Here is a 22,621-nt window from a genome sequence, read left to right as displayed (position 1 = left end):
TCAAACTATGACGATACACGAACACGACGTCATCGTGGTCGGTGCCGGCGGCGCCGGCCTCCGTGCGGCCATCGCGGCCCACGAGGCGGGCGCCGACGTCGCCATGGTCACGAAACTCCACCCGGTCCGGAGCCACACCGGCGCCGCGGAGGGCGGCATCAACGCCGCGCTCCGGGACGGCGACGACTGGGAACTGCACGCGTACGACACGATGAAGGGGTCCGACTACCTCGGGGACGCCCCGGCCATCGAGACGCTGGCCCAGGACGCCCCCGAGGAGGTCGTCCAGCTCGAGCACTGGGGGATGCCGTTCTCCCGCGAGGAGGACGGCCGGGTCTCCCAACGGCCCTTCGGCGGCCTCTCGTTCCCCCGGACGACCTACGCTGGGGCCGAGACCGGCCACCACCTCCTGCACACGATGTACGAGCAGGTGGTCAAGCGGGGCATCCAGGTCTACGACGAGTTCTACGTCTCCCGGCTGGCCGTCACGGACCACGACGACCCGGAGGACCGCGAGTGCCACGGCGTCGTCGCCTACGACATCAAGAACGGCGAGGTCGTCGGGTTCCGCGCCACCGGCGGCGTCATCCTCGCGACCGGCGGCGACGGCCAGGTATTCGACCACACGACGAACGCGGTCGCCAACACCGGCGACGGGCCGGCGATGGCCTACCGCGTCGGCGTCCCCGTCGAGGACATGGAGTTCGTCCAGTTCCACCCGACGACACTCCCGTCGACCGGCGTGCTCATCTCCGAGGGCGTCCGCGGCGAGGGCGGCATCCTCTACAACAGCGAGGGCGAGCGCTTCATGTTCGAGTACGGCTACGCGAACAACGCCGGCGAACTCGCCTCCCGCGACGTCGTCGCCCGCGCCGAGTTGACGGAGGTCAACAACGGCCGCGGCATCGAGGACGAGTACGTCTACCTGGACATGCGGCACCTCGGCGAGGAGCGCATCTACGACCGCCTGGAGAACATCATCCACCTCGCCGAGGACTTCGAGGGCGTCAACCCCGTCGACGAACCGATGCCCGTCAAACCCGGCCAGCACTACCACATGGGCGGCATCGAGACGAACGAGCACGGCCAGACCTGCATCGACGGCCTCTACGCCGCCGGCGAGTGCGCCTGCGCGTCGGTCCACGGGTCGAACCGCCTGGGCGGCAACGCGCTGCCGGAACTCATCGTCTTCGGCGCCCGCGCCGGCCACCACGCCGCCGGCCGCGACCTCGGCGAACCCGAGGTGCCGACCGGCCTCGGCGCGAAGAGCGAGGACGAGGACAGCCTCGACACGCCGGTCGAACCCGGCGCCGTCGCGGGCAGCGACGAGGACGTCGCCGCCGACGGCGCGCTGGTCGAACCGCGCGAGGTCGTCGAGCACGCCGTCGAGACCGAACGCCAGCGCATCGAGACGCTGCTCGAACGCGACGGCACCAACCACGCCGAGATCCGCGCCGACCTCCAGAAGGCCATGACGGAGAACGTCAACGTCTTCCGGAACAAGGAGGGCCTCCAGGAGGCCCTCGAGGTCATCCGCGAGTGCCGGGAACGCTACCAGGACGTCGCCGTCTCCGACCCCTCCCGGACGTTCAACACCGACCTCATCCACACCATCGAGACGCGGAACCTCATCGACGTCGCCGAGACCATCACCCTCGGCGCCCTCGCACGCGAGGAGTTCCGCGGCGCCCACTGGCGACAGGAACACCAGGAGCGCAAGGACGAGAACTGGCTGAAACACACCATGATCGCCTGGAACGACGGCACCCCCGAACTCTACTACAAGCCCGTCATCCTCGAGGGCGAGGACAAGGAGTACGAGCCGAAGGTCCGCTCGTACTGACCCGACTCTCGGGTTCCTCGCTCCGGAGAAGAAGTTCGTTTTGCGTCGATCCGCCCGTTCTCGCCGACGTTAGTCGCCGTCCAGCCCTGCCCGCGTCTCGACCATCGAGGAGACCTGGTTGGGGTTGCGGTCGGCGACGGACTCCGCGGCGTCCTCGTCGAGGACGCGTTCGCCGACGTCCAGCGTCGTCTCGTCGCCACAGGCGTTCCTGGCGACCAGCAGCGTCGTCGACTCGATGGCCCAGCGGGGGAGGTCGAAGAATGACATTTCGACAATAGGAACGTCGGGTCGGCGGGGGGTAACGGCTGAGCCTAAAATCCAAGGCAGGGCAAGCGCGTCGATCGTTCGTCGCAGGATCGCCGGTCAGAACACGTGGTAGAGCATCGCGTATATGGAGACGCCCATAGCGAAGGAGACGAGCCACAGCGCGGCGGCGACGCGGCCGGCAGTCCGGTGGCGCGTCTCGTAGATGTCGGCGACCGGCCGCGTCCCGGCCGTCAGCAGCGCGTAGAAGACGAACGGGACGCAGACGATGGCGAAGGCGATGTGGACGAGGAGGAACGGGTAGTAGACGTACGTCCGGATCGTCGCCGGCCCCGGGAACTCCGTCGGTCCGACGATGGCGACGCGGTAGAGGTAGAGCCCGAGGAACAGCGCGAACAGCCCGAAGCTCGCCACCATCAGCAGCCGGTGGCGGGCGACGTCGCCTCGGCGGATGGCCCGGACTCCCGCGACGATCGTCCCGATGGCGGTGAGGCTGATGACGGCGTTGAGGTGCGGGATCGCCGCCAGAAGCGCGTCGGGGCTCGGCAGGGCGTCGACCGGGAGCAGTTGGAGTGCGGCGCCGAACACGAGCGCCAGCGAGACGGCGGTCAGGAGGGCCGTCAGGGCCGGCACGTGCTCTCTGGCCCACGTCCGAGTTTGCATGTCTCGGGATAGGGCGGGCCGCCGAATAGGTGTTGGTGGTTCGGCCGGGACAGCCGGATGCTCGAACCCATCCGTGATAACGTTTAACACACCTCGGTACGAAATGGTGCTCGATATGCGGGGAACGCAACCGACGGGAGAGAGCCTCTACGAGTGCATCGACTGCGGAGACCGCCAGCGAGATCCGGACGGCCGGCTCTGTTCCTGCGGCGGGTACCTGAAGAACATCAGCGTCTCGCGGAGTCTGTAGGGACTGGCCACGGGAGAGCCGTTCTCGCCAGCCGTCGCTGTTCGACGTGGCTTCGGTAGGAATTTGCGTGGGTGCTGTCTTCGAGCACCCGCACTGAGTGGGCGGCCTGTGGGCCGCCTGCAGTGCGTGGGACCGGATTTGAACCGGCGGACCTCTACAGGACAGCGCCCTCAACGCTGCGCCGTTGGCCTAGCTTGGCTACCCACGCACACGTGGTCTCTTGCTGCATCTCTTGTTGAGCAGTGGGGACTTATATTGGTTCTGATTCCACCGCCGTATGCCCCTCTGCAACGCACGCGGGCCTGGGTTAGAGGCCTGTCTGGACCATCCGGCATCGACCCGTCAGTCCGTGTCTGACCCACGAGCAGGTTCACACAACTGATGCAGTCTCTCGTCCCTGGACCCATCCACACTCGTGTCGGTCGATACAGGAGGTAGACGAGGCAATTTCTGGTGGCCATTGATGAACTGAGTACCCAGAAAGAGTTTACGCCGTTTCATCGATTCGCAGATCATGGCCCTCCAGAGACGAACGCTCCTCCACGTCGCCACTGGAGTCGGTATCGGACTCGCCGGGTGTAGCAGTATCGACGGAACGACTACGGGGACGCCGACAGACTCGCCCGACCCGAACCCAGCGGCCCAAGCCATCCACGTCGTCGTCCACAACGAGATCTCCCGGCCCATCACGGTCACTGTAGAACTGACCTCCGGGGATACCGCACTCCTCGAAGACCAGGCGACCATTAGACCGAGCGAGTTCACGGGGTTCGAGACGGGCATCGACGAACCGGGTGACTATACTCTCAAGGTCGCCAGGAAGGACCGCGTAGAGGATACTAGCTTCGATATCGGGGCGTTCGACCTCGATTCCGGCTCGGATATCATCGTCCGGATCTACGAGGACGAGATTCGATTTCTCACAGAGGACTGAACGGACGGGGGGCGATGCGTCAGCGGAGCTCGACTTCGAGCGGCTACTGGGCCAGCCTAGTCGTTCGGCTGATTCGTCTCATCACGATCGGTCCATACCACTACCGAGTCGGTCGGAACAGGGGTGCTATTCCTCGGTTCGGTAGAAGACGATGAATTTGGAATCACAAGGTCGACAGTTGACCCAGACCTTTCCATCGGCCTCATCTTCCCGTTCGATAATCGTGCTCTCTCTCGGGACTATAGCGACGGCATCTGACCCACACTCGGGGCAAGTGACTTCTAGCCCGATTGGGGGGTTGGCCATTATAGCCCCCATGAAGACAGGGTATAAAAGTAGTTCGAATATCGAAATCCATCCCCCAAATTGAAGTGGTAACTATGTGTAACTCGAAGTCTGTAGAAAGGATATCTCGAGTTTCTAAATTGAAGCTCCCTCGGCAGACTACTTCACGTGGCTGGTTTAGTTTCGTTGCGTTGACACCTGTCCCCTCCGAATCGGTCTGTACGCAGTCCTGGTCGTTTGGCCCGTCCAGTCTCGTCGAACTGGAACCATCCCTTCAGGCGTCGGGCTCTGGAGGGAAGATACCGCACGGTCGGTGAAGAGAGGGAAGCTTGTTCTACCACCACATATCGCACCAATCGAAGACGCCCCGATGGTCCTATACAGGTGGGTCTGCATCGTCCCCGAACCCGCTCCCGTATGCCTCGACAACTTCTGTAATAGTGACTTCGTACGCGTCGTACCACTCTGTCCACCGTTGTTTCGCCCGTTCGTGGTCAGAGTCCTCCCCGAAGGAGTCCAGTGCGTCCAGCGACTCCCAGTAGTACACGACGAGAACCTCCTCACTCTCCGGGGCGTGCCACGTCCGCTTGCCCAGATATCCCTCCGTGTCCTCGGCAGCCGCCTGTATCGCGTCGTTCAACTCGTGAAACTCCGCGTCGTACTCCCCCGGGGCGAGCCGGAACGTGACGAGATACATTACTATCGTTCACTCCCGTACGCGAACAAGACGTTTACTCTCCGGCGGCTTATCGCTCGGTGCGGGGAGCGTCGGCGTACTGTTCGTCGTCGAGGACTATCTGCAGGCGATCGGTCTCGAAGAGGCGGTCGATCTGGTCGCGGGTGAACCGACCGTCGCACTCCGGGCCGTGGAACGCGATGCGGTCGTCGGTCGCCTCGACGACGGTGGCGAGGCCGTCCCCGTCGCGCCAGTGGTACCGGACCGTACTGCCGACGAACAGCGCCGCCGCCCTGGTCCGCGTCGCGTCCGCCGCGTATCGACTCATAGCGAAGCAGCGAGCGGAGACCGGCATATACTTTCCGTCCAGTACAGCGGCTCGAACCGCGGGAGCGCGGGGTTGAAGTACGTACCTGCAGTGATACGACGTATGGCGAAGTACTCGACCGGCGGAGTCGGGGGCGACTCCAGCGGCGCTTGCGAGCTCTGCGGCGCCGAGGACCGCGACCTCAAGTCCGCGACCGTCGCCGGCGCGAAACTGGACGTCTGCAAGGAGTGCGCCAAGCACGGCGAGGCCGACTCGGGCGGTGGCGGCTCGGAGCGGAACCGGGACCGCGACGAGCCCAACCGGCGGAAGAAGGCCGCACAGAACGTCGCAAAGCTCGACGACGCCCGGAAGGCCGACACGGACTTCGAGGAGGGGACCGACTACGAGGACGACCCGCTGCCGTACCTCGTCCGCGGCTACGGCGACAGGGTGGAGGAAGCCCGCCAGGACGCCGGCCTCCAGACCGAGGAGCTGGCCGAGGAACTGGACGTCGACGAGGACGACGTCGTCGCCGTCGAGCAGGGCCGCGCGGCCCGCGCGGGCGTCGGCGGGTCGGTCGTCGAGGCCCTCGAGGAGCGACTCGGCGTCGAACTCGTCGACGAGTAGCCCGCCGCTTCCGACCCGTTTTTGGTGCCGAGGCGCCTGCCGGTAGCCATGGCTCGATCGAAGGCTCCGGACGACCCCGAGACGCTCGCCTTCGAGGCGACCGTCGAGGACGGCGGCAGGGAGGTCGTCCTCTCGGAGACGTACTTCTACCCGGAGGGCGGCGGCCAGCCGGCCGACCGCGGCACGCTCGGCGGACTCGAGGTCCTCGACGTCCAGACGACCGACGAGGGCGTCGTCCACGTCGTCGACGGGGCGATCGAAGCCGGCGAGACGGTCGAGGGAGCGATCGACCCCGAGTTCCGGCGGTACTGCAGGCGCGCCCACACCGCCAGCCACGCGCTGTTCGGCGCCGGCCGGCGCCTGTTCGAGGACCTCGGCTACGGCGGCTTCGGCATCACATCGGAGAAGGTCCGCGTCGACCTCACGACGCCGACGCCGATCGACGACGGGACGCTGGTCGAACTCGAGCGGCTGGTGAACCGCTGCGTCTGGGAGTCCCGCGAGGTGTCGTGGGAGCGGCTCCCCCGCGACGAGGCCCTCGGCCGCGAGGACGTCGCGTTCAACGCGAAGACCGAGGAGGGCATCGCCGGCGACACCGTCCGCGTCGTCGAGATAGACGGCTGGGACGCGGCGGCCTGCGGCGGCACGCACGTCCGGCGGACCGCCGAGATCGGCCCCGTGACGATACTCGGGCGGTCGAACCCCGGCGAGGGGCTGACCCGGATCGAGTTCGCCGTCGGACCGGCGGCCATCGACCGCCGTGCAACCGAGAAGGCGGCGGCCCTCGAGGCGGCGGAGAGCCTGGATACGAACGTCGGGTCGCTGCCCGGGGCCGTCGAGGGACTCCGCGGGAAGCGCGACGCCCTGGTGGAGGAACGCGACGCGCTGGAGGCGGAGCTCCTCTCGAGCCGCGTCGACGAGTTCGCCGCCGACGCCTTCGAGCGCGACGGGACGACCTGGGCAACGGGCGTGATCAGCGCCGACGTGAACTCGCTGGCCGAGCGGGTCGAGGAGCGACCCGATGGCGTGGACGTGCTGGTCCTCGCGACCCCAGACGGCCAGATCGCCGTGGGTGCGGACGACGGACTCGACGCCAACGATGTGGTCGACGAGGTGACAGAGGAGTTCGGGGGCGGTGGCGGCGGCTCGGCGTCGGTCGCCCAGGCCGGCGGCCTGTCCGGCTCCGGCGACGACGTGGTTGCCTTCCTCCGGACGGACTGACCGCCCTCGCAGGGGACGATTTTTGCCGGTCGGGCGCGTGGGGAGGGCATGGACCTGACGCCGGAACAGGCGGCCATCCGGGAGTCCGTCCGGGAGTTCGCCGTCGAGGAGATCCGTCCGACCGCGCGGGCGGCCGACGAGGAGGAGTCGTTCCCCGAGGGGGTCTGGGACGACCTCGCCGAGCAGGAGCTGACCGCGATGACCGTCCCAGAGGAGTACGGCGGCCTCGAGGTCGACGGCCTGACGTACGCGCTCGTCAACGAGGAGGTCGCCTACGGCCAACTGGCCGTCGCGACGGCCCTGTCCGTCCACTGTCTCGCCACCTCCTGCATCGCGGAGTTCGGCAGCGAGGAGCAGAAAGAGCGGTGGCTGCCGGAGATGGTCGAGGGCCGACCCGTCGGCGCGTTCGCGCTCTCGGAGCCCCACGCCGGCTCGAACCCGGCGGAGATGTCCACGGAGGCCCGGAAGGACGGCGACGAGTACGTCATCGACGGGACGAAGCAGTGGATCACGAACGGCGAGCGCTCGGGCGTCGTCGTCCTCTTCGCGAAGACCGACGCCGACGCCCCCGGCACCGTCACGCAGTTCGTCGTCCCGAAGGACGTCGACGGCCTCGAGGTCGGCAAGAAGGAGGAGAAGCTGGGCCTCCGCGCCAGCGACACGACGACGCTGACCTTCGACGACGTCCGCATCCCCGAGGAGAACCGCCTGACGCCGGTCGGCGAGGGCCTCGCCGCCGCGTTCTCGATCCTCACCGGCGGCCGGGTCGCTATCGCCGCCCAAGCCGTCGGGCTGGCCCAGTCGGCACTCGACCTCGCCCTCGAGTACGCCCAGGAGCGCGAGCAGTTCGACGGCCCCATCGCCGACATCCAGAGCGTCCGGCACAAGCTCGCGGAGATGCACGCCCGGACGCAGGCCGGTCGGCTGTTGACCTACGACGCGGCCCGCCAGCTGGACGACGGCCGGCCGCCGGCGCTGGCCGCCAGCACCGCGAAGTACTTCGCCAGCGAGGCGGCGATGGACGTCACCAACGAGGCCGTCCAGATCCACGGCGGCTACGGCTACACCACCGACTTCCCCGTCGAGCGGCTCTACCGCGACGCGAAGATCACGACCATCTACGAGGGGACGACCCAGATCCAGAAGAAGGTCGTCGCCCGCGAGTTGCTGGACTGAACCGCCCACAGTCTTAAGCTACCGCCGACCGGACGTTCGGGGTATGTCCGACGGGGAAGGAGACGTCGTCGACTTCGACGCGGAGGCGGTCCTCGAGGCGGCCCAGGGAGCCGCGGGCGAGCGGTCGGTGTTCTCCTGCGTCGTCTACGACGACACCGACTTCGAGACGGTGTACGTCGACGACCGCATCCAGGCGACCTACGACGACGAAGCGGCTCGCGAGGAACACTTCGGCCAGATACACTCCTACGTCCACCTCGACTTCACCGAGATGGAGCTGTTCCGGGAGCTGTTCCGCGAGCCGGGCAGCATCCGTGCGTTCGTCACCTACATGGACGCCTTCGTCGCGGTCCGGATCGTCGCCGAGAAGCAGGGCGTGTTCCTGTCGGTCGCCCCCGGCGCGCCCGTGACGGACCTCGTCGACGCCGTGGAGGACGTCCTGGAGCGATGACCGGCGACCACGAGACCCTCGTCTTCGACCTCGACGGCACGCTCGTCAGGCTCGTCGTCGACTGGGACGCCGTCGCGAGGGACGTCGCCGAGACGCTCCGCGAGCGCGGCGTCGCGCCCCCGGAGGACCTCTGGGGGATGCTGCGGACCGCCGACGAAGCGGGGTTCCGCGAGCCGGTCGAGCGCGTCATCTCGGAGTTCGAGCGCGCCGGCGCCCGGGACTCGGAGCGGTTGCCCGCCGCCGACACCGTCCCCGACCGCTCGACGGGCGTCTGTTCGCTGAACTGCGAGGACGCCTGCCGCATCGCCCTCGACGTCCACGACATCGGGGGCATCGACGCCGTCGTCGGCCGGGACACCGTCGCGACGGAGAAACCCGACCCCCAGCCGCTGCTCGAGACGGTCCGGCGCCTGGAGGGCGACCCGGCGGAGACGCTGTTCGTCGGGGATTCCGACCGCGACCGCGTGACCGCAGAGCGGGCCGGCACCGGCTACGTCGACGTCTCCGAGTGGCTCCGCGCGTACGCGTAGACGGGGATGCCGATGCAGAGCCAGACGACAGCGCCGACCCTGATCGCGAAGTTCGCCCGCGCCGACCACGACCCCAGCTCGACGAGCAGGGAGAGCAGGGCGACCGCGGGCGCGCCGACGACGATGGTGAGGACGAACGTCGTCTGCATGACCCAGCCGTAGTCGACGCCCTCGGGGTCCGTCGTCCCGACGCGTTTCGGCATTGCTCGGAGTGGGTGCGTCGGCCTGTAAGCGGTTACGGTTTCCCGCGCAGGGAGTGGTAGCGTTTAACCCGGACCGGTACCCACTCGGTGGCATGCGCGCGAAGGACATCCGCGAGAAGGCCGGCGAGGAGCCGATCACGATGCTGACGGCGTACGACGCGCCCACCGCAGAACTCGTCGACGAGGCGGGCGTCGACGCCGTGCTCGTCGGCGACTCCGTCGGCAACACCCGCCTGGGCTACGACTCGACGCTGCCGGTCACCGTCGACGAGATGGCCAGCCTCACAGCGGCGGTCGCCCGGGCGACCGACGACGCCCTCGTCGTCGCGGACATGCCGTTCCTCTCCTACGGCGCCGACGAGGACGAGGCCGTCGAGAACTGCGGGCGGATGCTCAAGGAGGCCGACGCCGACGCCATCAAACTGGAGTCCGGACCGCACACCGTCGAACTGACCCGGCGGCTGACGCGGCTGGGCGTCCCGGTGCAGGCCCACCTCGGGCTCACGCCCCAGCGCGAGAACGAGACGGGGCTGTTCCGGCAGGGGACCGACGAGGAGTCCGCACGGCGCATCCTCGACCTCGCGCGCGAACACGAGGCCGCCGGCGCCTTCTCGCTCGTCCTCGAGCACGTGCCGGCCAACCTCGCCGCGTCCGTCACCGAGGCCCTCGATATCCCGACGATCGGCATCGGCGCCGGCCCGGACTGCGACGGCCAGGTGCTCGTCGTCGACGAGGTGATCGGCCTCTCCGAGCGGACCGCGCCGTTCTCGCAGAAGTTCGGGGACGTCCGCGGCGAGATGCGCGAGGCCATCGGCGACTACGCCGAGGCCGTCGAGAGCGGCGAGTTCCCCGCCGACGAGCACAGCCACCACGAGGACGAGGTCGACGACGTCTACTAGACGTCGAAGACGACGTACGCGCGCCAGCCGGACCGTGTCTCGACCAGTTCCATCTCGGAGTACGTGACGGCCTTTATCTCGCGGGCGTCGACGGCCTCGAACGGGACGCCCCGAGCCGTGGCCTCGACGGTCCCCCCGTCTCCGTCGCCGCGGATCACCACCTCGTGGTCGGCCGGCAGGACGCTCCGGACGTCGCGCTCGTAGACCAGTTCGTCGAGGTAGTCGAACAGCAGCGCCTCCCGGGACTCGGCGGTGACGGTCAGTTCGAACCGCTCGCCGACGTCCGGCGGGACGGCCTCGCAGTGGGCGGCCGTGAGCCCCTCGGCGACGGCCGCGAACGTCTCCGCGAGGGTGTCGGCGGTCGCCTCGACGGCGACGTCGGCGGTGTGCTCCCGGAGGACGAAGCTCATCGTCGCCCGCCGTCGCGTCCGTCGTCTGGTGCGGTACCCGATTCCGACTCCGTCTCCGCGTCCGCCTCCCGCTCGTCGGTCGGCTCCGCGCCCGGGTTCGGGGCGGGCGTCCCGTCGACGCGGGCGACCGTGGCGTGGTCGTCGAGGTTGCCGAGGTTCCGCAGTCGGTCCTCGCTGACGTCGGTCATCGTCTCCTCGTCGTGGCCGATGGCGACGCCGCTGGTGACGATCGAGCGGATCCCCTCCTCGACGGTGAGGTCGACGTCGACGACCCGCTCGCGGGAGACGTGGATGACGAACCCGCCCATGACCGGGTTCGGCGCCATCGGCATGAAGAGGGTGATCATGTCGTCGTTCCCGGTGTCGCGGGCGATGACCTCGGGCGTCTCCGCGGTCTTGAAGGCGACGACGTAGGAGTCCTCGCCCGGGTACTCGACCAGCTTCACGTCCTGGAAGCTGTCGGTGTCGGAGTCCAGCAGCAGCTCCGTCATCTCGTTGAAGCTCGTGTACACCGAGCCGATCCCCGGGATGGAGGCCATGAACTCGTCGAACTGGTCGTTGAGGTGGTGGTCGCCGGGCGTGAACTCCGCGGCGAAGCCGATGGCGAGGACGATGCCCAGGAAGAGCGCGAGGGTGATGGCGGTCACGAGCGCCTCGCTGTCCGTGACGCCCGTGCCGACGACGGCGCCGACGAGGGGCGCGAGCTGTTCGAAGACGAACCCCAGGACGAAGGAGACGACGAACAGGGTGACCACCAGCGGGAGGAGGATGGCGACGCCCTTGACGAGCGAGCGCCAGACCACCTCCTTGGGGTCCGGCCGGTCGGCGACGAGTTCCTCGGCGGCCTCCAGGTCGGCCGGGGCAGACGGCATCGGACGAACGCACTCGCCGACGGGCCGAAAGCCTTGCGGGGTGAGGCGGTCGTCGCGGACGCTGGGCGGTGGAGTTATATTCGACGCAGTCCTAGTCCGCGGCAGTGAGTGTCACTATCGACTCCCGGGAGATAGGGACCGGCGACGACGAGTTCGTCGGGCAGGCCTGGGAACTGAAGGAGCAGATCCGCCGCTCGGAGGGTGTGCTCAAGCAGCGCCGGGGCTTCTTCACGGACGCCTACCGCCGGTCGCGGGTCTACGCCCTCTTCGAGCCGGGGTTCGACGAGGAGTCGCTCGTCGGGTTCGCCGCCACGAGGCGGGACGGCTACATCCTCTTTCTCGCCGTCGCCCCCGACTACCGCGGCGAGGGCCTCGGCAAGCGCCTCGTGGCCATGGTCGCCGACGACCACAGCTCGGTGACCTGCCACGCGCGGGCGACGAACGACGACGCGCTGTCCTTCTACGAGCACCTCGGCTTCGAGGTCGAGCGCCGCGTCGACAACTACTACGAGGACAACGGCGACGCCTACTACCTCCGGCTCGGCGACGGCGGCCTCGCCTCGAGGCTCTCGAAGTTCATGCCGGGGAACTAGGCAACGTTTTTTCACGCCTGGGGCGAAGCCGGTGGCATGGACGGCCGCACGCGCGAGTACCTGAAGGGGCGGTTCGGCGACCACTACCGCCGGACGGCGCCGTCGCCGCCGCCCGCGGCCAACGAACGGGAGTGGGGGTACATCACCTGGAGTTCCGGGGGGACGACGATGGTCAGACACCACTCGTACCTGGACCTCGTCGGCGGCGGCGACCTCGGCGACTTCCTGGCCGGCGAACGTCCGCGCCACGTCTACTTCTCGGCGGGTCGGTACGACGACCCCGGCGCCGGGACCATGGGTCAGAAGGGGTGGCGCGGCTCCGACCTGGTCTTCGACCTCGACGCCGACCACCTGCCGGGCGTCGACCCCGAGGCGGACAGCTACGCCGAGATGCTCCGGGAGTGCAAGGGCGCGCTGTTGCGCCTGCTCGACCTCCTGGAGTCGGACTTCGACTTCGACGACATGACCGTGGTCTTCTCGGGCGGCCGGGGGTACCACGTCCACGTCCGCGACCCGGGCGTCCAGGGGTTGAGCCGGACGGCCCGCCGCGAGATCGTCGACTACCTCCTCGGACAGGACCTCGAGTTCGAGGACATCGTCGCCACCGAGGCGGTGGCGGGCAGCGCGGGCCGCTCCTCGCCGGCGCAGAAGCGGACGCTGCCGGACGGCGGCTGGGCGGGGCGGACCCGCGAGCGCCTGGATGCCTTCGTCGAGGAACTGCTCGCCGTCGACGAGTCGGAGGCGGTAGAGCGGCTCCGGGAGTTCGACGGCATCGGCGAGGGGAAGGCGACGGCGGCGCTGAACGCCGCCCGGAACAACCGCCGGGAACTGGACCGCGGGAACGTCGACGTCCACCCCGCGGTGTACAGCATCGCCCGGCACCTCTTCGCGGAGGTCCTCGACGACGAGACGGCCCCCATCGACGAGCCGGTGACGACCGACATCAACCGCCTCATCCGGCTGCCGGGGAGCCTCCACGGCGGCACCGGCCTGGCGGTCCAGCACATCGACCGGGCCGCAGTCGACGACTTCGACCCCCTCGTCGACGCCGTCCCGGAGACGTTCCGGAACAACGACATCGCGGTCTACGTTCGCGAGGAGACGACCGTCGAACTCGGGGGGGAAAGCTTTAGGCTGACGGAGGGAGTCGAGTCCGTACCAGAGTACGCGGGCGTCTTCGCGATGGCCCGCGGGCACGCGACCAAGGCAGGAGAATGAACCTCGACGAACTACAATCCGTGCAGGCGCGGGAACGGCAGTCGAGCGACCTGCAGCACCTGCGTTCGTCGTTCTACCGGGAGGTCGGCGAGTACATCCAGTCGCTCTCCGAGGAGCGCGACGCGCTCGTCGAGCGGGCCGACGACCCCTTCTCCTCCTCCGAGGTCCGACAGCTCAGCGACGACATCGAGACGGCCGAGAAGACCGTCGAGGCGATCTACGAGCGGCGGGTCGGCAAGGTCGTCAAGAAGGCCTCCATCGCCGCCGCGGGCATGCCAGTCGACGACGACGGCCTGACCGAGGAGGAGGAGACACTCTTCGAGGACCTCGTCGCCCGCATCGAGCGGAACCGCGACACCGTCCTCTCGGTGCTCGACGGCGAGACCCCGGACCTCTCCGGCTCCGTAGACACCGGGATGGACACCCCAGGCGATACCGCTTCGTCCCCGGCATCGGAGCAGGCCCCACCCGCCGACGAGACGACCGACCCCGGAACGGACCCAGCTTCGGCCGACGACGCCGACGGGGTCAGCGCGGCCGACCTGATGGGTAGCGGTCCCGACGAGGACTCGGCGTCCGACGACGACCCCGCAGCGCCCACCGATTCGGCGCCGGACGTTCCGAGCGACGACCCGCTGGCCGCGGACGAGGGAGGGTCGACGACCGAGGTGCCCCCGGAGGCGGGGCCGCCGGGCGGAACAGTGTCGAACGACGATGCGCCGGAGAGAAACGACCCGGGGCCCACGTCGCCGGAGTCCAATGGCCCGTCCCATGGAACCGACCCGTCGAAGTCGACTGGTTCGACGGAGTCGGACGCTGGCCGGCAGCGGGACTCGACCTCCAGCGACCGGGATATCCCGGGCATCCCGCGGACCACGGTACGCATCACCGCCGACGTGGGAGAGGTCGTGGGCGCCGACGACCGCGACTACGACCTCGGGCCGGAGGACGTCGTCACGCTGCCGGAGCCGAACGCCGACGTGCTCGTCGAGAAGGACGCGGCCGAGCGGCTAGAGTAGGAACGACCGGACGGCGTCGTTGAAGACGTCGGGTCGCTCCAGCATCGGCATGTGCGCGGCGTCGTCGATCTCCACGTACTCGCAGTCCGGGAGTTCCGCCGCCAGGTACTCGTGGAACCTCGGCGGCGTCATCGGGTCGTGCTCGCCGCAGAGCGCCAGCGCAGGCGCGTCGATCTCGCCGAGTCGCTCGCGGACGTCGAAGGCGTTGCAGGTCCGGAAGTCCCGCAGCGTGACGGAGCGGCCGGTCTCCAGGAGCCCCCGCTTCGACACCTCGACGAGGTCGTCGTCGGGCTCGTGGAACAGCGTGTCGGGGACCTGCAGCGACGCGACGGCGCTCTCGAAGTTCCGGTCGAGCGACTCGAGGAACCCGTCCTCGACGCCGAGCTTCGCGCCGGTGTCGGCGAGGACCAGCGCCTCGACGTCGAGGTCCCGCTCGAGGGCGACCCACAGCGAGACGGCCCCGCCCATCGAGTTGCCGCAGAGGACCGACGCGCCCGTCGCCTCGCAGACCGCGACGACGTCGTCCGCGTAGGCGTCCAGAGTCGCTGCACCCGCTTCGGCGTCCACGTCGTCGCTGTCGCCGTGCCCCGAGAGGTCGAGGGCGACCGCCGGCGGCCCCTCGCGGTCGCCGTACTGTTCGACCCAGACGTCGTGGCTGCCGCCGGCGCCGTGGACGTAGCAGACCGTCGGCCCGTCGCCGAAGTCGGTCGCCCGGTACGCCGTCGTCCGCCCGTAGTGCGTGACCGTCTCCATACCCACTCCTGGAACGTTCGGGCGATAAACGCGACGACCGAGGGGAGGCGATTCCCAGTCCTCCGTCCGGACTCGTATCGCCAGAAGACGGACCGGAGGACGTTTTTCCGCCCGAAATCCTCCTAAAGATTTTTGTACAGCCTCTGGAACCCGCGGTCATGAGACATACTGGTCTCAAAGTGCGGATGGTGGTGGCGATGGGGATCCTGTTCGGATTCTACGCCCTCGTGGCCTCGCTGTTCGCGCCGCTGGTCGGTATCCCGGTCGTGGTGGCCGGGAGCGTGCTGTTCGTCGGCGTGCAGTACGTCGTCGGGAAGAAGCTGGCCCTCCGGAGCGTCGGGGCGGAGTCCCTCTCGAGGGAGGAGCGCCCCGAGATCCACGAGCGCGTCGAGGAGCTCTCGGCGGCGATGGGGATCGAGAAGCCGGCGCTGAAGGTCGGCCGCATGGGCGTGCCGAACGCCTTCGCGATCGGGCGGCGCGGCGCGGGCACGGTCGTCCTCTCGGAGACGATGCTCGCGATGGTCGACGAAGGGCACATGTCGATGGACGAACTGGAGGGCGTCCTGGCCCACGAGCTCGCCCACGTGAAGAACCGCGACGTCGTGCTCATGCTGCTCGGGCAGTCGGTGGCCTCCATCGTCGCGCTGACCGTCTTCTTCGTCGTCCGGCTGGTGACCGACGACATCCCGCTGGTCGGGTTCGTCGTCGCCTACCTCGCCAGCATCGTCACCCAGATGCTCGTGATGGTGTTCGTCCTGGCCATCTCCCGGTACCGCGAGTACGTCGCCGACGAGGACGCCGCCGAGTACACCGGGGACCCGGAGGCGCTGGCGAGCGCGCTCTCGCTCATCGCCGAGGTCGGCTCTCACCGGGAGGCCGCCGACGTCGAAGGGTCGACCGCCGCCATGTGCATCTTCGGTGGCAAACGGGGCCTGCTCTCGGCCATTTTCGCCACCCACCCGCCGATGGAGAAGCGAATCCAGCGACTCGCCGACCTGGCCTGATCGGGTCCCTCCGGTTCGTCGGCAGGCGGCGGTCGGTGTGAACCGCAATTCTACTACTCTCCACTGATACTATACCGTACGGCGATTACCGTAGCAAAGTATATATACTAAGAGAACTAACTCAGAGTTAGCATGACAGAATACACGCAGTCGGTTCGAGGCGACTCGGACGCCCTGGTGCGCCGCTACGAGTACGACGACGAGGCGCTCTTCGTCGCGGACTTCGGCCACGCCGAGGGCACCGTCGACCTCGTCGACGGCACCGCCATCGTCGTCGTCGGCGACGAGCAGTACGAGTTCGACGTCCCTGCCACGGCGTCCCGTGGTATTATGAACAACGGAATCGTCACTGTCGAGGTGGAGCGATAAGATGAAGCTGACGGTCAAACCTCTCAAGCAGAAGGACGCGGGTCGGGGGCTGGCGGCCATAGACCGGTCGGCTATGGACGAACTCGACCTCGAGAACGGCGACTACATCGTCATCGACAGCGGCGACTCCCGCGCGGTCGCCCGCGTGTGGCCCGGCTATCCGGAGGACGAGGGCCAGGGCGTCATCCGCATCGACGGTCGGCTCCGGCAGGAGGCCGACGTCGGCATCGACGACAGTGTCGAGGTCGAACCCGCCGACGTCAACCCGGCCAAGCAGGTCACGGTGGCGCTCCCGCAGAACCTCCGCATCCGGGGGAACATCGGCCCGCACATCCGCGACAAGCTCAGCGGGCAGGCCGTCACGAAGGGCCAGAACGTCCCCTTCTCACTGGGGTTGGGGCCGCTCTCCTCGCGCAGCGGCCAGCGCATCCCGCTGAAGATCGCCGACACCGACCCCAGCGGGACGGTCGTCGTCACGGACTCCACCGAGATCCAGGTCAGCGAGAAGCCCGCCGAACAGATCGCCGGCGAGGGCGGCGGCGGTAGCCACCCCGGCGAGGCCGGCACGCCCTCGGTCACCTACGAGGACATCGGCGGCCTCGACAGCGAACTCGAGCAGGTCCGCGAGATGATCGAGCTGCCGATGCGGCACCCCGAGCTGTTCCAGCAGCTCGGCATCGAGCCGCCGAAGGGCGTCCTCCTCCACGGCCCGCCGGGGACGGGGAAGACCCTGATGGCGAAGGCCGTCGCCAGCGAGATCGACGCCCACTTCACCAACATCTCGGGCCCCGAGATCATGTCGAAGTACTACGGGGAGTCCGAGGAGCAGCTCCGCGAGGTCTTCGAGGAGGCCGAGGAGAACGCCCCGGCCATCGTCTTCATCGACGAGATCGACTCCATCGCGCCCAAGCGCGGCGAGACCTCCGGCGACGTCGAGCGCCGCGTCGTCGCCCAGCTGCTCAGCCTGATGGACGGGCTGGACGAGCGCGGCGACGTCATCGTCATCGGCGCGACCAACCGCGTGGACGCTCTCGACCCGGCCCTGCGCCGCGGCGGGCGCTTCGACCGCGAGATCGAGATCGGCGTCCCGGACAAGGCCGGCCGCAAGGAGATCCTGCAGGTCCACACCCGCGGGATGCCGCTGACCGACGACGTCGACCTCGACCAGTTCGCAGACAGCACCCACGGCTTCGTCGGCGCCGACCTCGAGAGCCTCGGGAAGGAGGCCGCGATGAACGCGCTGCGGCGCATCCGTCCCGAACTCGACCTCGAGGCCGACGAGATCGAGGCCGAGGTCCTCGAGTCGATGGAAGTCACCGAGAAGGACTTCAAGGACGCGCTGAGGGGCATCGAGCCCTCCGCACTCCGCGAGGTCTTCGTCGAGGTCCCGGACATCTCCTGGGACCAGGTCGGCGGCCTCGAGAACACCAAGGAGCGGCTCCGCGAGACCATCCAGTGGCCGCTGGAGTACCCCGAGGTGTTCGAGGCCATGGACATGCAGGCCGCGAAGGGCGTCCTGCTGTACGGCCCGCCCGGCACCGGGAAGACCCTGATGGCGAAGGCCGTCGCCAACGAGGCGCAGTCGAACTTCATCTCCATCAAGGGCCCCGAACTCCTCAACAAGTACGTCGGGGAGTCCGAGAAGGGCGTCCGCGAGGTGTTCGAGAAGGCCCGGGCGAACGCGCCCACGGTGGTCTTCTTCGACGAGATCGACTCCATCGCCGGCGAACGCGGCCAGCGGATGGGCGACTCCGGCGTCGGCGAGCGCGTCGTCTCCCAGCTGCTGACCGAACTCGACGGCCTCGAGGAGCTCGAGGACGTCGTCGTCATCGCGACGACCAACCGGCCGGACCTCATCGACTCGGCGCTGCTGCGCCCCGGTCGACTCGACCGCCACGTCCACGTCCCCGTCCCCGACGAGGACGCCCGGAAGGCGATCTTCGAGGTCCACACCCGCGAGAAGCCGCTGGCCGACGACGTCGACCTCGACGAGCTGGCCGCGAGGACGGAGGGGTACGTCGGCGCCGACATCGAGGCGGTCGCCCGCGAGGCCTCGATGGCCGCGACCCGGGAGTTCATCAACAGCGTCTCCCCGGAGGAGGCCGCCACGAGCGTCGGGAACGTCCGCGTGACCCGCGAGCACTTCGAGACGGCCCTCGACGAAGTCCGTGCCAGCGTCGACGAGGACACCCGCGAGCGCTACGAGGAGATCGAAGAGCGGTTCGGCCCCGGCCAGGAGCCGGACGAACCCGAGGTCAGCCGGACGTTCCAGTAGTCCGGTAGCCCTCGGTGCCACTATATACCACTATTTTCCGCTGTTCGCCCTCAATCCCCGTTACAGACACAAGGCGTTTATAACCGCAGTGCCAACCCTCACTCGATGACCCCCGCACGTGGACCCTCGGCCCGGTCGCCAGGCAGGAAGAGCGTCCTGTTCTGCCCGACCTGCGATCACGAGGCGCCGTTGGACGGGGACTGGTCGCACCGCGACCGCACGGACGACGACGGCTCCAGGACCGACGTCACCTGCCCGGAGTGCGGCGACCTCGTCGTGAGCCAGCCCCGGCTGACGACGGGCGACGGCGGGGAGGGCCTCGGCGGGTCGATCCGGCCGGTCCTACAGCTTCTGAATGCCGTCGTTCGTCACGACGTTCTCTAGGAGGTGCGTCGGCGTCGCGTCGTAGGCGGGGTTCTCGATGCGGAACCCCTCGGCGGGTTCCCGCATCACCTCGCTGGTCGACCGGAAGTCGTTCTCGAAGGCGAACCCCTCCTCGATGATCTTCGCGCTGGAACCGAACACCGACACCGGGACGTCCAGTTCCGCGGCCGTCGCCGCGATGGGGAACGTACCGACGCGGTTGTACAGCGTGTCGTCGACGATGCAGTCCATCCCGATGGCGACGCGGTCGCACTCGTCGAGGTAGTGGCCGGCAGCGCTGTCGACGACCAGCGTCGCGTCCACCCGGTCCAGCGACGCGAGCGTCCGCGCGGTCTTCCGCCCGAGGAACCGCGGGCGGGCCTCGGTGACGTACACCTCGAGGTGCCGGCCCTCCTGGACGGCGAGTTCGACGGCCTCCAGAACCGTCGAGGAGTAGTCGTGGGTCAGGATGGTCGCCCCGTCGGGGAGCAGTTCGACGCCGTTCGACGCCGCGTCGTGCTTCGCCGTCTCGACGGCCGAGACGATCTCCTCGATGACCGACTCCGTCTCGGCTTTGGCCTCGTCGACGGTCTCGGGGTCGGCGTCCCGGACCCGGCTGATGATCTCCCGCTGGGTGTTCTGGAGGGAGGCGTGGGAGCGCTGGGCCCGCCGGAGCGCGTTGCTGTTGCGCTCCAGCGACCGGACGTACTCCTCGACAGTGGCGAACTCGCGGTCGACCATCTCGCGGAGGGCCTCGGCCGCCTTGATGGCCACCGTCGAGGAGGAGTGGGTCTGCATCTCGCTGATCTCGTCGACGGTCTCGTCTATCATACCGGGACAGTCGACCGGCCCACCCATATTCCTTCGGGACCGTCCGACGGCCCTATGGCGGTTCAGCGCCACGCTCCGGTATGGTCGAGGTCTCCTACCACTGCCCGCGCTGCGGCGCCGTCGCCGAACTCGAACGGGACGCCTACCTCGACGACAAGTGCGTGACCGAGGCGCCGCTGGACGAGTGGGAGTACGCCGACGCCTACGGGGACTTCGAGGACGCCGACGGCGTGGTCATCGTCTGCGGCGCCGCCGAGACCGACGGCGAGGGCTGCGGCGAACCGTACTACCTGAACTTCGTGAAGTTCGAGGACGGCGAGGAGGTCGACCCGGGCACCGGCGTCGAGGGGCCGCGGTTCGACTTCCTCCGTTAAACGCACGTTTGACCATCGCGAACGCGCTTGCCTCCGTCGCCGCGAGGCCACGGCGTGAAACGCAGAGCCCTCCTCACCGCGGCCGGGACGACCGCAGTCGGCCTCGCCGGCTGTCTTCGCGGCTCGTCCGGCGAACCCGACGGAGGCGACTGGAGCCACGACGTCGGGGGCCGGATCCTGGCCGTCTCCGACGGCCGGGTCCCGAGTAGCCCCGGCCCTCGAAAAGTGGGCTTTTGGTCGCTCGCCGCCAACGTGGAGTCAGTGATAGACGAGGCCCCCGACGACGAGGAAGCGCCCGACGAGGCTCCGAACGGGCGGAGCGAGCCGGAGGAGGAGCAACCGGTCGACGTCGCTGCGTTCTACGACGCCCTGGAGGACCGGACGCGACCGGTCGTGACGGCCAGCGAGGTGGCCCGCGTCGCCGACTGCTCGCAGGCCGAGGCCGTCGAGGCGCTGCGAGACCTCGCCAACGAGGGCCAGGTCGAGCGCCTGAACGTCGAATCGGACCCCGTGGTCTGGTTCCCCAGCGACTACCGGGAGACCGCGGCCAGGGAACGCATCACCGTGTTCCCGAAGCGCCGGGAGATCCTGGCCGACCAGCCCACGCAGTTCACGCGCGCACAGCTCTCGCAGTTCGCGCACCTCCGCGATACGAACCGCGAGGGCGCCTACATCTACGAGGTCCGCGAGCAGGACGTCTGGAGCGCGCCGCACGACTCCTACGAGTCCCTCCGGACGACGATGCGGTCGGTCCTCGGCGGCCGCTACGACGCCCTCGAGGAGTGGGTCGAGGGCCAGTGGGAGCGCGCCCACAAGTTCCGGCTGGCGACCCACGAGGACGGCTACGTCGTCCTCGAGGCGCAGAGCCCGGACCTGCTCGGCAACGTCGCCGAGCAGCACCTCGAGGACGGCGTCCTGCGGGCCCGCATCGGCGACGCGACGGCCTGGGTCGCCGAGGACCGCACCGCCGAGGTCAAGCGGACGCTCTACGAGGCCGGCTACCCGGTCCAGGACTACCGCGACCTCGAGTCGGGCGACGCGCTGCTGGTCGACCTCACCCTGGAGTTGCGCCCCTACCAGGCCGACTGGGTCCAGCGGTTCGCCGACGCGAAGTCGGGCGTCCTGGTCGGCCCGCCGGGGTCGGGCAAGACCGTCGCCGCGCTGGGCATCATGGCCGACATCGAGGGCGAGACGCTGATCCTCGTCCCGTCGCGGGACCTCGCCGCCCAGTGGCGCGAGCGCATCCTCGCGGACACGACCCTCACCCCCGACCAGGTCGGGGAGTACCACGGCGGCTCCAAGGAGATCCGACCGGTCACAATCGCGACCTACCAGACCGCCGGGATGGACCGCCACCGGATGCTGTTCGACTCCCGGAAGTGGGGGCTCATCGTCTACGACGAGTGCCAGCACATCCCCAGTCCGGTGAGCCGGCGGAGCGCCGACCTCCAGACCAAGCACCGCCTCGGGCTGTCGGCCACCCCCATCCGGGAGGACGACCTCGAACGCGAGATCTACACGCTCATCGGCCCACCGATCGGCACCGACTGGAACGCGCTGTTCGACGCGGGCTACGTCGCCGAGCCCGAGGTCGAGATCCGGTACCTGCCGTGGGCCTCCGAGATGCACCGCAACGAGTACGGCTCCAGCGAGGGCCACGAGAAGCGCCAGCTCGCCGCCACCAACCCCGCGAAGGTACAGGAGATCGAGGCCATCCTCCGGGAGAACCCAGGGTCGAAGGCCATCGTCTTCGTCGAGTTCATCGACCAGGGCGACGCCATCGCCGAGGCCCTCGGCGTCCCGTTCATCAGCGGCGAGACGCCGCACGCCCGCCGGAGCCGCCTGTTCGACCGCTTCCGCTCGGGGCCGCTGGACACCATCGTCGTCTCCCGGGTCGGCGACGAGGGCATCGACCTGCCGGACACTGAGGTCGCCATCGCCGCGTCGGGGCTCGGCGGCTCCCGGCGGCAGGGCGCCCAGCGCGCCGGCCGGACGATGCGCCCGGTTGGGAAGGCCCGGATGTACGTCCTGGCCACCCGCGGCACCCGGGAGGAGGACTTCGCCCGCCAGCGCACCCAGCACCTCGCGGCCCGCGGCGTCAGGGTCCGGGAGGCCGACCCGGTCGCGTTCGGCGACGGTCGGGTGGTGGAGACGGCCGACGAGGGGCCCGGAGACGATGGCGAAGACGACACCGTCGAGGAGTAACTTGAA

Annotated in this window: 27 protein-coding genes and 1 tRNA gene; 18 read left to right on the top strand and 10 right to left on the bottom strand. The window is 68.8% G+C overall.

What is annotated here, in order from left to right; all coding sequences use genetic code 11:
* Nucleotides 1–13 precede the first annotated feature (13 nt).
* The gene (locus HWV07_RS01410) at nt 14–1,843 is read left to right on the top strand and encodes an FAD-binding protein (protein WP_178335958.1); all 1,830 of its coding nucleotides are present in this window, start codon (nt 14–16) and stop codon (nt 1,841–1,843) included.
* 69 nt (nt 1,844–1,912) lie between these two features.
* On the opposite strand, the gene HWV07_RS01405 is transcribed toward HWV07_RS01410, so the two are convergent.
* Together HWV07_RS01405 and HWV07_RS01400 are read right to left on the bottom strand one after the other, a co-directional pair.
* The gene (locus tag HWV07_RS01405) at nt 1,913–2,110 is read right to left on the bottom strand and encodes a hypothetical protein (RefSeq protein ID WP_178332580.1); all 198 of its coding nucleotides are present in this window, start codon (nt 2,108–2,110) and stop codon (nt 1,913–1,915) included.
* A 96-nt stretch (nt 2,111–2,206) separates the two neighbouring features.
* On the bottom strand, nt 2,207–2,770 hold the full coding sequence (locus tag HWV07_RS01400) for a DUF420 domain-containing protein (protein WP_178332579.1): 564 nt from the start codon (nt 2,768–2,770) through the stop codon (nt 2,207–2,209).
* 115 nt (nt 2,771–2,885) lie between these two features.
* Between HWV07_RS01400 and HWV07_RS01395 the strand changes: the two genes are divergently transcribed.
* Nucleotides 2,886–3,020 carry a rubrerythrin-like domain-containing protein gene (locus HWV07_RS01395; protein WP_178332578.1) on the top strand — a complete coding sequence of 45 codons (135 nt, stop codon included), beginning with the start codon at nt 2,886–2,888 and terminating at the stop codon, nt 3,018–3,020.
* Between the two features lie 123 nt (nt 3,021–3,143).
* Here the strand turns inward: HWV07_RS01395 and HWV07_RS01390 are convergent.
* Nucleotides 3,144–3,228 (bottom strand) — tRNA-Leu (locus HWV07_RS01390).
* Between the two features lie 306 nt (nt 3,229–3,534).
* Here HWV07_RS01390 and HWV07_RS01385 point away from each other — a divergent pair.
* Nucleotides 3,535–3,954, top strand: a complete 420-nt coding sequence (locus HWV07_RS01385) for a hypothetical protein (RefSeq protein WP_178332577.1) — start codon at nt 3,535–3,537, stop codon at nt 3,952–3,954.
* A 661-nt stretch (nt 3,955–4,615) separates the two neighbouring features.
* On the opposite strand, the gene HWV07_RS01380 is transcribed toward HWV07_RS01385, so the two are convergent.
* Both HWV07_RS01380 and HWV07_RS01375 read right to left on the bottom strand, forming a co-directional pair.
* Nucleotides 4,616–4,936 carry an antibiotic biosynthesis monooxygenase family protein gene (locus HWV07_RS01380; protein ID WP_178332576.1) on the bottom strand — a complete coding sequence of 107 codons (321 nt, stop codon included), beginning with the start codon at nt 4,934–4,936 and terminating at the stop codon, nt 4,616–4,618.
* A gap of 49 nt (nt 4,937–4,985) precedes the next feature.
* Entirely contained in the window at nt 4,986–5,243 is a 258-nt protein-coding gene (locus HWV07_RS01375) for a hypothetical protein (RefSeq protein ID WP_178332575.1), read from the bottom strand.
* A 102-nt stretch (nt 5,244–5,345) separates the two neighbouring features.
* On the opposite strand from HWV07_RS01375, the gene HWV07_RS01370 reads away from it, so the two are divergent.
* From HWV07_RS01370 to HWV07_RS01350, 5 genes are read left to right on the top strand one after another with little or no spacing between them, the layout of a single operon-like run.
* Nucleotides 5,346–5,849, top strand: a complete 504-nt coding sequence (locus HWV07_RS01370) for a helix-turn-helix domain-containing protein (RefSeq protein WP_178332574.1) — start codon at nt 5,346–5,348, stop codon at nt 5,847–5,849.
* Nucleotides 5,850–5,897: 48 nt separating this feature from the next.
* On the top strand, nt 5,898–7,070 hold the full coding sequence (locus tag HWV07_RS01365; protein WP_178332573.1) for an alanyl-tRNA editing protein: 1,173 nt from the start codon (nt 5,898–5,900) through the stop codon (nt 7,068–7,070).
* Nucleotides 7,071–7,118: 48 nt separating this feature from the next.
* Nucleotides 7,119–8,246, top strand: a complete 1,128-nt coding sequence (locus HWV07_RS01360) for an acyl-CoA dehydrogenase family protein (protein ID WP_178332572.1) — start codon at nt 7,119–7,121, stop codon at nt 8,244–8,246.
* 43 nt (nt 8,247–8,289) lie between these two features.
* A complete protein-coding gene (locus tag HWV07_RS01355) occupies nt 8,290–8,697 on the top strand; it encodes a DUF7522 family protein (RefSeq protein ID WP_178332571.1) in 408 nt (135 codons plus the stop codon).
* Nucleotides 8,694–9,227, top strand: coding sequence for an HAD family hydrolase (locus HWV07_RS01350; protein ID WP_178332570.1), 534 nt, complete (start codon nt 8,694–8,696; stop codon nt 9,225–9,227). Before HWV07_RS01355 ends, HWV07_RS01350 begins: the two co-directional genes overlap by 4 nt.
* Here the strand turns inward: HWV07_RS01350 and HWV07_RS01345 are convergent.
* Entirely contained in the window at nt 9,188–9,430 is a 243-nt protein-coding gene (locus tag HWV07_RS01345) for a DUF5822 domain-containing protein (protein WP_178332569.1), read from the bottom strand. The two genes, HWV07_RS01350 and HWV07_RS01345, sit on opposite strands and share 40 nt — an antisense overlap.
* Nucleotides 9,431–9,522: 92 nt before the next feature.
* On the opposite strand from HWV07_RS01345, the gene panB reads away from it, so the two are divergent.
* The gene (gene panB, locus HWV07_RS01340; protein ID WP_178332568.1) at nt 9,523–10,329 is read left to right on the top strand and encodes a 3-methyl-2-oxobutanoate hydroxymethyltransferase; all 807 of its coding nucleotides are present in this window, start codon (nt 9,523–9,525) and stop codon (nt 10,327–10,329) included.
* On the opposite strand, the gene HWV07_RS01335 is transcribed toward panB, so the two are convergent.
* Nucleotides 10,326–10,739: an archease gene (locus HWV07_RS01335; protein WP_178332567.1), complete on the bottom strand. Its 414-nt coding sequence runs from the start codon at nt 10,737–10,739 to the stop codon at nt 10,326–10,328. The two genes, panB and HWV07_RS01335, sit on opposite strands and share 4 nt — an antisense overlap.
* Entirely contained in the window at nt 10,736–11,611 is an 876-nt protein-coding gene (locus HWV07_RS01330; RefSeq protein WP_178332566.1) for a DUF502 domain-containing protein, read from the bottom strand. Before HWV07_RS01330 ends, HWV07_RS01335 begins: the two co-directional genes overlap by 4 nt.
* A 104-nt stretch (nt 11,612–11,715) precedes the next feature.
* On the opposite strand from HWV07_RS01330, the gene HWV07_RS01325 reads away from it, so the two are divergent.
* From HWV07_RS01325 to HWV07_RS01315, 3 genes are read left to right on the top strand one after another with little or no spacing between them, the layout of a single operon-like run.
* A complete protein-coding gene (locus HWV07_RS01325) occupies nt 11,716–12,204 on the top strand; it encodes a GNAT family N-acetyltransferase (protein WP_178332565.1) in 489 nt (162 codons plus the stop codon).
* A gap of 36 nt (nt 12,205–12,240) precedes the next feature.
* The gene (gene priS / locus HWV07_RS01320; protein WP_178332564.1) at nt 12,241–13,422 is read left to right on the top strand and encodes a DNA primase small subunit PriS; all 1,182 of its coding nucleotides are present in this window, start codon (nt 12,241–12,243) and stop codon (nt 13,420–13,422) included.
* Nucleotides 13,419–14,441, top strand: coding sequence for a DNA replication complex subunit Gins51 (locus HWV07_RS01315; protein WP_178332563.1), 1,023 nt, complete (start codon nt 13,419–13,421; stop codon nt 14,439–14,441). The genes priS and HWV07_RS01315 overlap by 4 nt, the downstream gene beginning before the upstream one ends.
* On the opposite strand, the gene HWV07_RS01310 is transcribed toward HWV07_RS01315, so the two are convergent.
* Nucleotides 14,433–15,194 carry an alpha/beta fold hydrolase gene (locus HWV07_RS01310; RefSeq protein WP_178332562.1) on the bottom strand — a complete coding sequence of 254 codons (762 nt, stop codon included), beginning with the start codon at nt 15,192–15,194 and terminating at the stop codon, nt 14,433–14,435. The two genes, HWV07_RS01315 and HWV07_RS01310, sit on opposite strands and share 9 nt — an antisense overlap.
* Nucleotides 15,195–15,352: 158 nt before the next feature.
* Here HWV07_RS01310 and HWV07_RS01305 point away from each other — a divergent pair, with 158 nt between their 5' ends.
* The 4 genes from HWV07_RS01305 (at nt 15,353) to HWV07_RS01290 (ending at nt 19,226) form a co-directional block, all read left to right on the top strand.
* Nucleotides 15,353–16,198, top strand: a complete 846-nt coding sequence (locus HWV07_RS01305; RefSeq protein WP_178332561.1) for a M48 family metalloprotease — start codon at nt 15,353–15,355, stop codon at nt 16,196–16,198.
* Nucleotides 16,199–16,330: 132 nt separating this feature from the next.
* Nucleotides 16,331–16,567 carry a DUF7127 family protein gene (locus tag HWV07_RS01300; protein ID WP_178332560.1) on the top strand — a complete coding sequence of 79 codons (237 nt, stop codon included), beginning with the start codon at nt 16,331–16,333 and terminating at the stop codon, nt 16,565–16,567.
* Nucleotide 16,568: 1 nt separating this feature from the next.
* Nucleotides 16,569–18,842, top strand: a complete 2,274-nt coding sequence (locus HWV07_RS01295; protein ID WP_178332559.1) for a CDC48 family AAA ATPase — start codon at nt 16,569–16,571, stop codon at nt 18,840–18,842.
* Between the two features lie 105 nt (nt 18,843–18,947).
* Nucleotides 18,948–19,226 carry a DUF8106 domain-containing protein gene (locus HWV07_RS01290; protein ID WP_178332558.1) on the top strand — a complete coding sequence of 93 codons (279 nt, stop codon included), beginning with the start codon at nt 18,948–18,950 and terminating at the stop codon, nt 19,224–19,226.
* On the opposite strand, the gene HWV07_RS01285 is transcribed toward HWV07_RS01290, so the two are convergent.
* Complete coding sequence (locus tag HWV07_RS01285) at nt 19,185–20,036, bottom strand: eIF2B alpha/beta/delta subunit family protein (RefSeq protein ID WP_178332557.1); 852 nt, start codon at nt 20,034–20,036, stop codon at nt 19,185–19,187. The genes HWV07_RS01290 and HWV07_RS01285 overlap by 42 nt on opposite strands.
* A gap of 80 nt (nt 20,037–20,116) precedes the next feature.
* Here HWV07_RS01285 and HWV07_RS01280 point away from each other — a divergent pair, with 80 nt between their 5' ends.
* Both HWV07_RS01280 and HWV07_RS01275 read left to right on the top strand, forming a co-directional pair.
* Nucleotides 20,117–20,410 (top strand): DUF7969 family protein, encoded by a 294-nt coding sequence (locus tag HWV07_RS01280; RefSeq protein ID WP_178332556.1) that lies wholly within the window; start codon nt 20,117–20,119, stop codon nt 20,408–20,410.
* A 261-nt stretch (nt 20,411–20,671) separates the two neighbouring features.
* The gene (locus HWV07_RS01275; protein ID WP_178335957.1) at nt 20,672–22,615 is read left to right on the top strand and encodes a DEAD/DEAH box helicase; all 1,944 of its coding nucleotides are present in this window, start codon (nt 20,672–20,674) and stop codon (nt 22,613–22,615) included.
* The last annotated feature ends 6 nt before the right edge of the window (nt 22,616–22,621 follow it).

Source organism: Natronomonas salina, from assembly GCF_013391105.1.
In the GTDB taxonomy this organism is placed as follows: Archaea; Halobacteriota; Halobacteria; order Halobacteriales; family Haloarculaceae; genus Natronomonas; species Natronomonas salina.
This window is presented reverse-complemented; position numbering and strand designations above follow the sequence as displayed.

Coding starts and splice junctions, on each gene's coding strand:
- HWV07_RS01405 (WP_178332580.1), bottom strand. CDS start 2,110: ATGTCATTCTTCGACCTCCCCCGCTGGGCCATCGAGTCGACGACGCTG.
- HWV07_RS01400 (WP_178332579.1), bottom strand. CDS start 2,770: ATGCAAACTCGGACGTGGGCCAGAGAGCACGTGCCGGCCCTGACGGCC.
- HWV07_RS01395 (WP_178332578.1), top strand. CDS start 2,886: ATGCGGGGAACGCAACCGACGGGAGAGAGCCTCTACGAGTGCATCGAC.
- HWV07_RS01385 (WP_178332577.1), top strand. CDS start 3,535: ATGGCCCTCCAGAGACGAACGCTCCTCCACGTCGCCACTGGAGTCGGT.
- HWV07_RS01380 (WP_178332576.1), bottom strand. CDS start 4,936: ATGTATCTCGTCACGTTCCGGCTCGCCCCGGGGGAGTACGACGCGGAG.
- HWV07_RS01375 (WP_178332575.1), bottom strand. CDS start 5,243: ATGAGTCGATACGCGGCGGACGCGACGCGGACCAGGGCGGCGGCGCTG.
- HWV07_RS01370 (WP_178332574.1), top strand. CDS start 5,346: ATGGCGAAGTACTCGACCGGCGGAGTCGGGGGCGACTCCAGCGGCGCT.
- HWV07_RS01365 (WP_178332573.1), top strand. CDS start 5,898: ATGGCTCGATCGAAGGCTCCGGACGACCCCGAGACGCTCGCCTTCGAG.
- HWV07_RS01360 (WP_178332572.1), top strand. CDS start 7,119: ATGGACCTGACGCCGGAACAGGCGGCCATCCGGGAGTCCGTCCGGGAG.
- HWV07_RS01355 (WP_178332571.1), top strand. CDS start 8,290: ATGTCCGACGGGGAAGGAGACGTCGTCGACTTCGACGCGGAGGCGGTC.
- HWV07_RS01350 (WP_178332570.1), top strand. CDS start 8,694: ATGACCGGCGACCACGAGACCCTCGTCTTCGACCTCGACGGCACGCTC.
- HWV07_RS01345 (WP_178332569.1), bottom strand. CDS start 9,430: ATGCCGAAACGCGTCGGGACGACGGACCCCGAGGGCGTCGACTACGGC.
- panB (WP_178332568.1), top strand. CDS start 9,523: ATGCGCGCGAAGGACATCCGCGAGAAGGCCGGCGAGGAGCCGATCACG.
- HWV07_RS01335 (WP_178332567.1), bottom strand. CDS start 10,739: ATGAGCTTCGTCCTCCGGGAGCACACCGCCGACGTCGCCGTCGAGGCG.
- HWV07_RS01330 (WP_178332566.1), bottom strand. CDS start 11,611: ATGCCGTCTGCCCCGGCCGACCTGGAGGCCGCCGAGGAACTCGTCGCC.
- priS (WP_178332564.1), top strand. CDS start 12,241: ATGGACGGCCGCACGCGCGAGTACCTGAAGGGGCGGTTCGGCGACCAC.
- HWV07_RS01315 (WP_178332563.1), top strand. CDS start 13,419: ATGAACCTCGACGAACTACAATCCGTGCAGGCGCGGGAACGGCAGTCG.
- HWV07_RS01310 (WP_178332562.1), bottom strand. CDS start 15,194: ATGGAGACGGTCACGCACTACGGGCGGACGACGGCGTACCGGGCGACC.
- HWV07_RS01305 (WP_178332561.1), top strand. CDS start 15,353: ATGAGACATACTGGTCTCAAAGTGCGGATGGTGGTGGCGATGGGGATC.
- HWV07_RS01300 (WP_178332560.1), top strand. CDS start 16,331: ATGACAGAATACACGCAGTCGGTTCGAGGCGACTCGGACGCCCTGGTG.
- HWV07_RS01295 (WP_178332559.1), top strand. CDS start 16,569: ATGAAGCTGACGGTCAAACCTCTCAAGCAGAAGGACGCGGGTCGGGGG.
- HWV07_RS01290 (WP_178332558.1), top strand. CDS start 18,948: ATGACCCCCGCACGTGGACCCTCGGCCCGGTCGCCAGGCAGGAAGAGC.
- HWV07_RS01285 (WP_178332557.1), bottom strand. CDS start 20,036: ATGATAGACGAGACCGTCGACGAGATCAGCGAGATGCAGACCCACTCC.
- HWV07_RS01280 (WP_178332556.1), top strand. CDS start 20,117: ATGGTCGAGGTCTCCTACCACTGCCCGCGCTGCGGCGCCGTCGCCGAA.